13 protein-coding genes are annotated in these 12,315 nt (G+C 65.9%); 5 read left to right on the top strand and 8 right to left on the bottom strand.

The genetic code is table 11. From position 1 onward, the window contains the following. The first annotated feature begins 29 nt into the window (after positions 1-29). On the top strand, positions 30-623 hold the full coding sequence (locus tag ACT53K_RS16175; protein ID WP_476229746.1) for a TetR family transcriptional regulator C-terminal domain-containing protein: 594 nt from the start codon (positions 30-32) through the stop codon (positions 621-623). Positions 624-671: 48 nt separating this feature from the next. On the opposite strand, the gene ACT53K_RS16170 is transcribed toward ACT53K_RS16175, so the two are convergent. The 4 genes from ACT53K_RS16170 to ACT53K_RS16155 all read right to left on the bottom strand — a co-directional run bounded on the left by ACT53K_RS16170 (position 672) and on the right by ACT53K_RS16155 (position 3,991). Continuing rightward, complete coding sequence (locus ACT53K_RS16170; RefSeq protein WP_476229745.1) at positions 672-2,066, bottom strand: M20/M25/M40 family metallo-hydrolase; 1,395 nt, start codon at positions 2,064-2,066, stop codon at positions 672-674. Positions 2,067-2,303: 237 nt separating this feature from the next. Next, positions 2,304-2,858 (bottom strand): dCTP deaminase, encoded by a 555-nt coding sequence (dcd, locus tag ACT53K_RS16165; RefSeq protein ID WP_476229744.1) that lies wholly within the window; start codon positions 2,856-2,858, stop codon positions 2,304-2,306. 195 nt (positions 2,859-3,053) lie between these two features. Then, positions 3,054-3,503: a cytidine deaminase gene (locus ACT53K_RS16160; protein ID WP_476229743.1), complete on the bottom strand. Its 450-nt coding sequence runs from the start codon at positions 3,501-3,503 to the stop codon at positions 3,054-3,056. 5 nt (positions 3,504-3,508) lie between these two features. Further along, entirely contained in the window at positions 3,509-3,991 is a 483-nt protein-coding gene (locus ACT53K_RS16155) for a UPF0262 family protein (RefSeq protein ID WP_476229742.1), read from the bottom strand. An 81-nt stretch (positions 3,992-4,072) separates the two neighbouring features. Here ACT53K_RS16155 and ACT53K_RS16150 point away from each other — a divergent pair, with 81 nt between their 5' ends. Both ACT53K_RS16150 and ACT53K_RS16145 read left to right on the top strand, forming a co-directional pair. Beyond that, positions 4,073-5,569, top strand: coding sequence for a replicative DNA helicase (locus ACT53K_RS16150; protein WP_476229741.1), 1,497 nt, complete (start codon positions 4,073-4,075; stop codon positions 5,567-5,569). Between the two features lie 120 nt (positions 5,570-5,689). Continuing rightward, entirely contained in the window at positions 5,690-6,358 is a 669-nt protein-coding gene (locus ACT53K_RS16145) for a hypothetical protein (protein WP_476229740.1), read from the top strand. Positions 6,359-6,632: 274 nt separating this feature from the next. On the opposite strand, the gene ACT53K_RS16140 is transcribed toward ACT53K_RS16145, so the two are convergent. Further along, positions 6,633-7,325, bottom strand: coding sequence for a VIT1/CCC1 transporter family protein (locus tag ACT53K_RS16140; RefSeq protein WP_476229739.1), 693 nt, complete (start codon positions 7,323-7,325; stop codon positions 6,633-6,635). 198 nt (positions 7,326-7,523) lie between these two features. On the opposite strand from ACT53K_RS16140, the gene ACT53K_RS16135 reads away from it, so the two are divergent. Further along, positions 7,524-8,777, top strand: a complete 1,254-nt coding sequence (locus ACT53K_RS16135) for a GTP-binding protein (protein WP_476229738.1) — start codon at positions 7,524-7,526, stop codon at positions 8,775-8,777. After that, positions 8,774-9,361, top strand: coding sequence for a DUF1826 domain-containing protein (locus ACT53K_RS16130; protein WP_476229737.1), 588 nt, complete (start codon positions 8,774-8,776; stop codon positions 9,359-9,361). Before ACT53K_RS16135 ends, ACT53K_RS16130 begins: the two co-directional genes overlap by 4 nt. A 7-nt stretch (positions 9,362-9,368) precedes the next feature. On the opposite strand, the gene ACT53K_RS16125 is transcribed toward ACT53K_RS16130, so the two are convergent. From ACT53K_RS16125 to ACT53K_RS16115, 3 genes are all read right to left on the bottom strand, one after another. Next, entirely contained in the window at positions 9,369-10,130 is a 762-nt protein-coding gene (locus tag ACT53K_RS16125; protein WP_476229736.1) for a phosphoadenylyl-sulfate reductase, read from the bottom strand. Continuing rightward, positions 10,123-10,548, bottom strand: coding sequence for a DUF934 domain-containing protein (locus tag ACT53K_RS16120; protein WP_476229735.1), 426 nt, complete (start codon positions 10,546-10,548; stop codon positions 10,123-10,125). The genes ACT53K_RS16125 and ACT53K_RS16120 overlap by 8 nt, the downstream gene beginning before the upstream one ends. A 132-nt stretch (positions 10,549-10,680) precedes the next feature. Then, entirely contained in the window at positions 10,681-12,315 is a 1,635-nt protein-coding gene (locus ACT53K_RS16115) for a nitrite/sulfite reductase (protein WP_476229734.1), read from the bottom strand.

Genomic DNA, 12,315 nt, shown 5'->3' with positions numbered 1-12,315 from the left:
GTGTATAACAGACGTGCTAGGGATAGGGAATGGCCCGCAACTTCACCCGCGCGCATCCGGACGCGCGCCGCCAGAGCCTGATCGACGCGGCGGCGCGGGTGCTGGCGCAGGCCGGGCCGGCAGGCGCATCGGTGCGGGCGATCTGCGGCGCGGCGGGCGTGTCGCCCGGGCTGCTCCGCCACTATTTCGACGGCATCGATGCGCTGATCGCCGAAGCCTATCGCGCCACGGGCGACCGCGTTGCGGCGGCGCTTGCCGATGCCGTGGCGGGGGCGGGCGACGATCCGCGCGCGCGGCTGCTTGCCTATGTCACCGCCAGCTTCCGCCCGCCGATTGCGGATGGCGACCTGCTCGCCACCTGGATCGCATTCTGGGCGCTGGCCCGCACCCGACCCGACATGGCTGCGCTCCATGCCGAGCAATATGCCGGCTATCGGCAGGGGCTGGAGGCGTTGCTGGCGGAGGCGGGCGTTGTGGCGGCGTTGCGCGGAACGACGGCCATTGCGTTGACGGCGCTGGTCGATGGCCTTTGGCTGGAACTCTGCCTCGCGCCAGAGGCTTTCGGGGCGGAGACCGCCGTTGCGATTGCCGGCGACTGGGTGGCGCGGGTGGTGGGGGCGTAGGACTTCTATCGGTCCTCCCCCTTAACGGGGGAGGATTGCGATTATTCCTTACCGCGCCAGCTTGGTCAGCAGCGTCTTGTAGAAGGTGATCGAGGGACCGATTTCGCCCACCGGGGTGCGCTCGTTCAGGCCGTGGGCAAAGCTGTCGGAGGCCTTCATGAACACCGCGCCGACGCCGTAGCTCGGCACGCCCTTGGCGCGGAACCACATCGAATCGCTCGCGCCCGCCGACATTGCCGGCACCACCGGCAGGCCGGGGAAGCGGGCATGGACCGCCTCGGTCACGGCTGCGGTCACATCCGGGCGGAGCGGCGAGGCGGGGCTGGCGATCGAACCGCTGTCGAGCGTGACGATGTGCAGGTCCGGATCGCCGACCACCTTGGTCAGCGTCGCCTGTACCGCCTCTACCGGCGTGCCGGGGAAGATGCGGCAATTGATATTGGCCGTGGCGCGCTGGGGCAGGGCGTTGGTGGCGTGCCCGCCGCTCAACATCGTCGCGACGCAGGTGGTGCCGGTCTGGCCGATCAGCTCGGGCTTGGCGCGCAGCGCCGCCATGGCTTCTGCGTCGTTGGGATTGGCGGCGAAGCGGCGCATCATCGCGGCCAGCTCGGGCGGGGCAGTGCGGGCGGCGGCGGCCCAGCTGGCGCGGGTGATGTCGTTGACTTCGCCGGGGAATTGATACGCCTCGATCTTCGCCAGCGCATGGGCGAGCGAATAGATGGCGTTGCTCTTCGTTGGTGCGCTCGAATGGCCGCCGGGGTTGGTGAAAGTCAGCTCATAATCGGCATAGGTCTTTTCGGCGCCCTGCAGCCCGAAATACTCGGGCGCGCCGCTCTCGCTGATCGAGCCGCCGCCGCCATCGATGTTGAGCAGCAGTTCGGCATCGTGGAACCGGTCGGCCATGATGGCCGTGGTCTTCATCATCGTCTCCTCGTCGCCGGAGAGGAGCAGCAGGATGTCGCGGCCGGGCTTGAACCCCTGGCGCTTCAGGTCGATCAGCGTCGCGACCATCGTCGACACGTCATATTTCATGTCGGTCGCGCCGCGGCCGTAGATGAAGCCGTTTTCGACGACCGGCGTGAAGGGGTCGCGCTCCCAGTCCTCGCGCTTGGCTTCCACTACGTCCATATGGCCGGAGATGAGCAGCGGCTTTGCGCCGTCCTTCGCCTTGCCGGTGCCGCGATAGCGCGCCGCCAGCCAGGCAGTATCGCCGACCCGCTCGATCTCGACGTCACTATCGGCAAAGCCGCCTGCGACCAGCGCCTTTTTCAGATAGACCGCATAGTCATAGGTCTGGTTGCCCGGCCCGGCGACGGTGCGGAAGGCGATGCCGCGCTTGAGCAGCTCGAGCGCCTGCGCCTCAGCCGGAGTGGCGGTCTGTGCCATGGCCTGAGGTGCGAGGAACGCCAGCGCTGCGGCGGTGGCAAGGAACGGCAGGCGCATCGACGAACCCCTTTTTACGTTGCAGGCGCGTAGCTTAACCCAGCGCGGTAGAGCGTCAACGGGGGAGGGCGTTTAGAGACCGTTTGAGAATTCGGCGGCGGAGGGCTGGCGAGGGATTTTTCGTCGCCCGCGAGGAGGCGACCGCAGCCGATGCCGGAAGCATCGGTGAGGATCGGTGACGCTGCGGCGGCGGAAAAGACCCGGCAGACCGACCCGATCGAATTCTCAAACGGTCTCTTACAGCCGCGGCAGCGTGACCCCGCGCTGGCCCATATATTTGCCCGCCCGGTCAGCATAGCTGGTCTCGCAGGGCTGGTCGCCCTTCAGGAACAGGAACTGGCAGGCGCCTTCATTGGCGTAGATCTTCGCCGGCAGCGGCGTGGTGTTGGAGAACTCCAGCGTCACATGGCCTTCCCATTCGGGTTCCAGCGGCGTGACGTTCACGATGATGCCGCAGCGGGCATAGGTCGATTTGCCCAGGCAAATCACAAGCACGTCGCGCGGCACCCGGAAATACTCCACTGTCCGCGCCAGCGCGAAGCTGTTCGGCGGGATGATGCAGACATCGGTCTTGCGATCGACAAAGCTGTTCGCGGCGAAGTCCTTCGGATCGACCACGGCGCTGTCGACATTGGTGAAGATCTTGAATTCGTCGGCCACCCGCGCGTCATAGCCATAGGAGGACAGGCCGTAGCTGATGCACCCTTCGCGCCGCTGGCTCTCGACGAACGGCTCGATCATGTTGTGCTGAAGCGCCTGTTCGCGAATCCAGCGGTCGGAAAGAATGGACATGGGGCTGGTAGTGCGAGGGAGGGGGCGCGGCGTCAAGCTTGGGCGCCACATCCTCCGTCGTCATCCCAGCTTAAGCTGGGATCTCCTGCAGCAGCGCCGTGCCGTGGTCACCTCGACCCGGGGAGACCCCAGCGTTCGCTGGGGTGACGGCTTGTGAAGGGCGCGGGTGAGCGCCGGGATGACGGCGCAAGGGATTCAGCTGATCCCCAGATCGCCCGGCCCGAATGCCTGGGGCAGCAGTTCGGAGAGGCGGTAGCTCGTCACCGCATCCCCCTCGGCCGCGCCGCAATGGACGGGCAGGTCGCGCTTGCCGAGTTGTGCCGCCTCGTTGATCACCTGACGGCAGCGGCCGCAGGGGCTGACCGGCGCCGTCCCCGTCGGCACGCCGTCCGCGCCGATCGGGCCGCCGATCACGGCGATTTCCGCCACGTCGCGCAGCCGGCCCTGTGCGGACACCGTCGCCAGCGCCACCGTCTCCGCGCAGAGCGACAGGCCATAGCTGGCATTCTCGAAATTCGCGCCCGTCACCACCGTGCCGTCGGTCAGCAGCACCGCCGCGCCGACGCCGAAGTTCGAATAGGGCGCATGCGCATTCCGCGCGGCAGCCCGCGCAGCTGCGATCAGCGCGGTCCGGTCGGTCGTCATAAAACTCATCCCTTGATGTGCAGCACGCAGATCAGCGTGAACAGCCGCCGCGCGGTATCGAAATCGACGTCGATCTTGCCTTCCAGCGCGGTGCGCAGCAGCTCGGCGGCGTCGTTGTGGATGCCGCGCCGGGCCATGTCGACCGTCTCGATCTGCGCCGGCGTGGCGTTGCGGATCGCCTGATAATAGCTGTCGCAGATCGCGAAATAGTCGCGGATCGGCCGGCGGAACCGCGCCAGACCCAGAATGATCGTTTCCAGCGGCGTATCGTCCGCCCGCCGGATGGCCAGTGCCAGCCGCCCTTCCTCGACGCTCAGTTGCAGCTTGTACGGCCCGGCATAGCCATCGGCATGGGCCCGCTGGGGCGCGAAGTGATTGTCTTCGAGCAGATCGTAGATCGCAATCCGCCGTTCCTGCTCGATATCTGCCGAGCGCCACAAAATGGTGCGCTCGTCGAGAGTCACGTCGATGATCCGTGGATCGGCCATACAGCGCTGCTTTGGAAGCATTCCCCGTTTTCCACAAGCCATGCGGTTGCCGGATGCCCCGCATTGGCCGATGAGGGAGGGATGGCACAGCCGATCCCTTTCCCCACCCCCGAGGCCCCCGAGGGCCTTGGCCTCCCGCAGAACGTAGAGGCGGAAGCCGCCCTGCTCGGCGCGATGATGATCGACAACCGAGTCGCCGAAGACGTACTGCAGAAACTGCGGCCCGAGCATTTCTTCGAGCCGCTGCACGGCCGCATCTATGAGCAGATCGCCTTTCTGGTCGGCGACAACCGCCTCGCCAACCCGGTGACGCTGCGGCCGCTGTTCGCCAACGACGCCGCGATGAAGGAGCTGGGCGGCCCGGCCTATCTCGCCCAGTTGACCGGCAACCCGGCCAGCCTGATCGGCGCGCGTTCGTTCGCCGACCAGATATATGACCTCGCCCAGCTCCGCGCGCTGGTGGATGTGGGCCGCGGCATGGTGGAAGGCGCGCTCGACACCAGCCAGGACATCAACCCCGGCAAGCAGATCGAACAGGCCGAAATGCGGCTCTACCAGGTCGCCGAACAGGGCGATTCGGAAGCCGGGGTGAAATCCTTCACCCGCGCCGCCACGCTGGCGGTGAAACAGGCCGAAAAGGCGATGAACTCGGGCGGCGGCATTTCGGGCATCACCACCGGGCTTACCGACCTCAACGCCTCGACCGGCGGTTTCAACCGGTCCGACCTGCTGATCCTCGCCGGCCGCCCGGGCATGGGCAAGACCTCGCTCGCCACCAACATCGCGTTCAACGCTGCCAAGCGCTGGATGGACGATCTCGACGCGGGCATCCCCGAGGAGAAGTCGATCGGCGCGCCGGTGGCCTTCTTCAGCCTCGAAATGTCGGCCGACCAGCTGGCGATGCGTATCCTGTCCGAACAGGCCGAGGTCGTCTCGGAAAAACTGCGCACCGGCCAGCTGAGCAATGCCGAGTTCCAGAAGTTCGCGCGCGCGGCGGGCGATCTGGAGCGGCTGCCCCTGTTCATCGACGACACGCCCGGCCTGACCATCGCCGCGCTGCGCACCCGCGCGCGCCGGATGAAGCGCCAGCACAAGATCGGCATGGTGATCGTCGACTATCTCCAGCTGCTCCAGGGCTCTGCCAAGGCCTCGGGCGACGGGCGCGTGCAGGAAATCTCGGAAATTTCGCGCGGCCTGAAGACGCTGGCCAAGGAACTGCACGTGCCGGTGCTGGCGCTCTCCCAGCTGAGCCGCGCGGTGGAAAGCCGCGAGGACAAGCGCCCGCAGCTATCGGACCTGCGCGAATCCGGCTCGATCGAGCAGGACGCCGATATCGTGTTGTTCGTGTATCGCGACGAATATTATCACGATTTCAAGGCACCGACGAAGATCCCCGACGGCACCGAGACCGCCGAGGAGCGCATGGCCTATGAGGAATGGCAGGCGCGCCAGCTGGAAGTGGCGAACAAGGCGACGGTGATCATCGCCAAGCAGCGCCATGGCGCCACGGGCTCGGTACATATGCGGTTCGATCGGCAGTTCACCAAGTTCAGCGATCTGGCGCCGGAGGGGTATTGATAAGTGCTGGCGTCTGCTTCTGTTAAGTCTTTTCTCTGAAGGGCCGAGGCTTAAGAGAAATGAACATGGTCTTGAAATTCGGCTGGGTGACGTGGCTAGCTTGGTGTTAAGCTCTCCGCCATGGAAGGCATGTTGGACACGAAATGGCTGCTCGCGGCTTGGCAGTTACAAGTTGCGCTTGCGAGCGGGTACACGGCATATCTGGTGGCCTACACGGGGGTTCGGAGCCATCATCAGGGAATTGACACAACCTTCCGTGCGATAGCCTTTGGATTGGTTGCGACAGCACTATTATTAGGGCTTGCTGGAAAACCACCTATTGCTGTTATCCCCGTCGCCTTTTTTGCAACTATCGGTGTAGGTGTCGCTTGGCGTCGCTGGGGCATGCCTCTTTGGCCGAAGCTTCTTCGTAAAATTGATCTCACTTGGTCCGATGATACGCCAAGCGCTTGGTTGCGAATGAGCAGCGACCAAGATCATTACGTTACTCAGATCATCGTTACGACTAAAGATGGCCGCCGATTGCGTTGTATGGATACACGCCCTTTCGGTGCATTGCCCATGGGTCCCTGCGTTCTAGGTACAAACGGGGATATTGTATTATATCTAACGCATATCTCTGACGAGAAAGGCGAGCGAGCTCTAAACCATACGATTGATCAGGATCACGGCTTTATGGCGACGTATTTACCTGCCGGTGAAGTCCGGCAGGTTCAGATACGCCGCTTGCCGCGCCGGAAAAGTCAACCTTCGTCCGGTGGAAGCGGTGCCGAAGGCTGGCCGCCTTGACCGGTCTCGGGGGGGAGCCGAGGGTTGAACGCTACCGCCTATCTTATCACCCCAAGCGGGCGCTTTCGGCACAAAGGAGTTTTTAAGCCACTCCCCGCCACGTTTGCGATCGTCAGCCACGGTTTTCCTCCGAACTAATCGAGAACATAGCCTGTGTGGACGGCTCTGTCAGTCAAAATCTGCGTATGGGCGTAGTAAGCGGGTTAGTTTGGGATGCCTCGTTGAAGGTTATAGCGCCGATTTCTTTCATGGGCTTCGGCTTCAAAAGTCCACCTCAAACACTAGTCCCCACAAGCCGCCCGATGCCCGCCGTCAGCGCCATTGCCAGCGCGCCCCAGAACACCACCCGCACCACCGGCTTCCACGGTCTGGCCCCACCGGTGATCGCGCCCAGCGCGCCGAGCAGGGCGAGGAACAGGATCGATCCCACCGCTTCGCCCACCGACATCCAGCGCATCGGCAGCAGCGCAGCGAGCAGCAGCGGCAGCGCCGCGCCTGCCGTGAAGGTTGCAGCAGACGTGAGCGCGGCGACCACCGGCCGGGCGGTCGTCATCTCGGTGATGTGCAGCTCGTCGCGGGCATGCGCCTCCAGCGCGTCGTGCGCCATCATCTGTTCGGCGACCTTCCGCGCGGTTTCGGCATCCACCCCGCGCGCGACATAGATCGCCGCCAGCTCGCGCAGCTCGGCTTCGGGGGCGGTGGCGAGTTCCAGCCGTTCGCGGGCGAGGTCGGACTTTTCGGTGTCGGACTGCGAGCTGACCGAGACATATTCGCCCGCCGCCATCGACATGGCGCCGGCCACCAGCCCCGCCACACCCGCGACCAGCAGCGCCGGCCGCTCCGCACCCGAGGCGGCGACGCCCAGGATCAGGCTGGCGGTGGAGACGATGCCGTCATTCGCCCCCAGCACGGCGGCACGCAGCCACCCGATGCGGGATACGAGATGCTGTTCGCGGTGCGGTCTCATGCGGCATTCTCCTGCGGCGGGTGCGGGGGCGTGACGGGACGCTTCATAGCCGATCCGCACCGGGCTGTGCGAGCCCGGTGGTGTCGGCGCGGCATTGGCGTAGCCGGCGCGCAAAGCGGCGGGAACGGGATGGCTGGACGGGCGCCGCTTCTTTTAATAGGATGATATAACATACCTGATTCAATTCCGGGGATCGCAATGGCTTCCTATTCCACTCGCTCGGCGCGCGCGCCTGTTGACCGCCGCCTGCCGGTTACGGTGCTCTCCGGCTTTCTGGGCGCCGGCAAGACGACGCTGCTCAACCATATCCTCGCCAATCGCGAGGGGCGGCGCGTGGCGGTGATCGTCAACGACATGTCCGAAGTGAATATCGATGCCGATCTGGTGCGCGGCGGTGAGGCGGCGCTGTCGCGCAGCGAAGAGGCGCTGGTCGAAATGACCAATGGCTGCATCTGCTGCACGCTGCGCGATGACCTGTTGCAGGAAGTGCGTGCGCTCGCCGAAGCCGGGCGTTTCGACTATCTGGTGATCGAAGGCACCGGCATTGCCGAGCCGCTGCCGGTCGCCGCCACGTTCAGCTTCCGTGACGAGGCCGGGCAAAGCCTGGGCGATGTCGCGCGGCTGGATACGATGGTGACGGTGGTCGATGCGGTGAACTTGCTCGCCGACTATGCCAGCGAGGATTTTCTGGCCGATCGCGGGGAGTCGGCGGGCGAGGGGGACGATCGCAGCCTGGTCGGGCTGCTGGTCGAACAGATCGAGTTCGCCGATGTGGTGATCGTCAACAAGGCGAGCGACGTTGCGGCCGAGCATCTGGCGCGGGTGAAGCAGCTGGTCGCCTCGCTGAATGCCGATGCCACGATCCTCGTTGCCGACCGGGCGCAGGTGCCGCTCGACACCGTGCTGGCGACGGGGCGGTTCGACGAAGCGGCGGCGGCGCGGCATCCGCTCTGGGCCAAGGAGTTGTACGGCTATGCCAGTCACCGACCGGAGACTGAGGAATATGGCATCGAGAGCTTTGTCTATCGCGCCCGGCGGCCGTTCCATCCGGTGCGCTTCCACCGCTTCCTGACCGAAGGCGGATTGCGCGACGTGATCCGCGCCAAGGGCCATTTCTGGCTGGCGACGCGGCCCGACTGGGTCGGTGAACTGGCGGTGGCCGGGCGCCAGACGATGACGGCGCGGCTGGGCCGCTGGTGGGCCTCTGTCCCCAAGCATCACTGGCCCGCCGACGGCCGGTTCGAGGAATTCGTGCTGAAGCATTGGGACGGGGACTTGGGCGACCGGCGCCAGGAACTGGTCTTCATCGGCATCGACATGGACGCGGCGGCGATCCGCGCGGCGCTGGATGCCTGCCTGCTGCCCGACGAAGTGTTCGATCCTGTGGCGTGGCTGGGGCTGAGCGATCCGTTTCCGGCCTGGGGGCCGGCCGAGGAGCCGGTGGCAGCATGATCGCGACGCAGCTTGCGCCGGAAGCCCTGTCGACCGGTGCGGAGGAGCCCGATCCCGCGATCTGGGGGCTGGATGCGGCAACGCTTGCGGCGATCCGCCGGCCGGAAGTGGGGCTTGCGCTCTGGTGCCGTCCGCCGGTGGTCGATCTTGCCGGGGTGGCGATGGCAGAGGTCGCCGATGTGGAGTGCGGCGAATCGGATTCGCCGGTCGAGGCACTGGTCGAGGCGGGTTATCCGGCCGAAGCGGCGGCGGTGATCGGCGCCGATATGGCGGCGCTGGCGCATCGCTTCGCCGAGGTGACCGGCGACACGCGATTGTCGATGCGGCTGCAGGTGGTGGAAACCGATGCCTGCCGCAAGTTCCATGCGGACTATGTGACCTGGCGCCTGCTCACCACCTATTGCGGGCCGGGTACGCAGTGGTGCCGGGTGGCGAGCCCCGACGCGGTCGCGACCATGGCCCCGGGCGAAGTCGGCATCCTCAAGGGGCGCCTGCTCCATCCGACGCCGCTGATCCTCCACCGGTCACCGCCCATTGCCGCCGCCGGCGGGCAGCGGCTGCTGCTGGTGATCGATCCGGCCTGATGCCGGTTCAGAACACCGGCAGGTCCGATTCGCCGTCGGTGGGGCTGTGGATGCCGCATTCGGTCTTGTCCCAGCCGCGCCAGCGCCCGGCGCGGGGGTCTTCGCCCGGTTTGACCACGCTGGTGCACGGCGCGCAGCCGATCGACGGATAGCCCTTCGCCACCAGCGGGTGCGCCGGCAGGGCGTGCGCGGCGAAATAGGCGTCGAGATCGTCCTTGGTCCAGTCGGCCAGCGGGTTGATCTTCAGCCGGTCGCCTTCGATCTCGAAGCGAGGCAGCGCGGCGCGGGTGCTGGCCTGAAACGCCTTCCGCCCGGTGATCGTCGCGTCGAACCCCGCGAGCCCGGCGGCGAGCGGCTGGACCTTGCGGATGTCGCAGCAACCATCGGGGTCGTAGGACCAGCGCAGCTCGGTCGCGTCGCGCCGGGCGAGCAGTTCGGGGTCTGGGCGCAGGGTGCGCAGGTCGGTCAGCCCCAGCCGCTCGGCCAGCGCGTCGCGATAGGCGAGCGTCTCCGGGAAATGCTTGCCGGTATCGAGGAACAGCACCGGAACCGCGGGATCGACGCTGGCGACGAGGTGGAGCAGCGCGGCGGACTCGGCGCCGAAGGAGGAGACGATGGCCACGTCGCCGGCCATCTGCTCGGTCAGCAGCGCGTGCAGCATGTCCTGCGTCGTCGTGCCGCGGAACCGGTTGTTCAGCCGGATGGCATCGGCTTCGGTGAAACGCGGCGCAACGTCGATCCGGTCGATCTTGCGGACGGCATCAGCCATGGCGCAGCTTCCAAACCGGCACGGCGGCATCGGCAGCGGCCTGATAGCGATAGTCGTAGCGGTCGAGTGCGGCGGCGAGCGTTGCCGTATCGACCGGCGCATTGGGGGCGAAGCTATCGAAGCCGCAGCGGCGCATCAGCGGAATCTGGTCGACCAGCACATCGCCCTGCGCGCGCAGCTCGCCCTTGTACCCGGCCTCGCGCAGGATACGGGCGGTGGAATAGCCGCGCCCGTCGCGGAACGTCGGGAAGCTCACTTCGATCAGCGCGATGCGGTCGAGATGCGGGAGGAGGGCGCGGGCATCCTCGCCGGACTCGATCCGCACGGCCGTGGCGTTCGACTGGCCGAAAAAGCTGTCGAGTGTGACGGCGGGCTCGTCATGCGCCTCGTCGTCGCGGTAGCGCAGGAATTCAACCATCAGTTCCCCTCCCGCTTGCGGGAGGGGCCAGGGGAGGGAGCGACGTGGAAGAAGCGCTGCGATGGTTCAGCCCCTCCCCCGACCCCTCCCGCAGGCGGGAGGGGAGCGAATGCTGCGAAGGCAGAGATAGACTCAACCATAAATCGCCTCCTTGAACGGGGCCATGCCGATGCGGCGATAGGTATCGACGAAGCGCTCGCCGGGCGTCCGTTCGCGGACATAGACATCCGTGGCGCGCTCGATCGCGTCGACTACGCCGTCCTCGCTGAAGCCGGGGCCGGTGATGTCGGCCAGGCTGACATCCTCCGCGCCCGAACCGCCGAGCAGCAACTGGTAGTTCTCGGTGCCTTTCCGGTCGACGCCGAGGATGCCGATATGGCCGGCATGATGGTGGCCACAGGCGTTGATGCAGCCGGAGATTTTGAGCTTCAGCTCGCCCAGATCGCGCTGACGGGCGGGGTTGGCGAAGCGCTGGCTGATCTTCTGCGCGAGCGGGATCGAGCGCGCATTGGCGAGGCTGCAATAATCGAGGCCCGGGCAGGCGATGATGTCGCTGATCAGGTCGAGATTGGCCTCTGCGAGCCCGGCCTCACGCAGGGCCTGCCAGACGGTGTACAGGTCGGCCTTGCGGACATGCGGCAGGACGATGTTCTGGGCATGCGTGACGCGCAGCTCGTCGAAGCTGTAGCGCTCTGCGAGGTCGGCCATCCGGTCAATCTGGTCGGCCGAGGCGTCACCCGGGATGCCGCCGATCGGCTTGAGGCTGATTGTGACGATCGCATAGCCCGGCGCCTGGTGCGCATGGACATTCTGGTCGAGCCAGACGGCGAAATCGGGATCGCTGCGGTCCACGGTGTCGGCAAGGCCGGTCTCGAACGGCGGTGGTGCGAAATGCGCGGCGATGCGGTCGAACTCGGCCTGCGGCGGGTCGATGCCCAGCGCCTTCACCGCGTGGAATTCTTCTTCCACCTGACGCGCATATTCTTCCGCGCCGATCGCATGGATCAGGATCTTGATCCGCGCCTTGTAGATATTGTCGCGGCGCCCATGGCGATTGTAGACGCGCAGGCACGCCTCCAGATAGCTGACGAAATCGGCGAAGGGCACGAAATCCTTGATCAGCGGCGCGATCATCGGGGTACGGCCCATGCCGCCCCCGGCATAGATGCGCGCGCCGAGTTCGCCCGCGTCATTCCGCACGATCTGGATGCCGATGTCGTGCAGCCGCATCGCCGCGCGATCAGTGTCGCTGGCGATCACCGCGATCTTGAACTTGCGCGGCAAATAGCTGAATTCTGGGTGGAAGGTGCTCCACTGGCGCAGCAGTTCTGCCCAGGGGCGCGGATCGGTGATCTCGTCGGCAGCGGCGCCGGCGAACTGGTCCGAGCTGATGTTGCGGATGCAGTTGCCGCTGGTCTGGATGGCGTGCATCTCCACTGTCGCCAGCTCGGCGAGGATGTCCGGCGCGTCCTCCAGCTTGATCCAGTTGTACTGGAGGTTCTGGCGGGTGGTGAAATGGCCATAGCCGCGGTCGTACTTGCGGGCGATGTGCGCCAGCATGTGCATCTGCCGGCTGTCGAGCGTGCCATAGGGCACTGCCACGCGCAGCATATAGGCGTGCAGCTGCAGGTAGAGCCCGTTCATCAGCCGCAGCGGCTTGAACTGGTCCTCGGTCAGGTGCCCGGCGAGGCGGCGCTGGACCTGGTCACGAAATTCCTCGACGCGCGCGGCGACGATCGAGGCGTCATATTCGTCATACTTGTACAT

Source organism: Sphingomonas sp. DMC8, from assembly GCF_056314185.1.
This window is presented reverse-complemented; position numbering and strand designations above follow the sequence as displayed.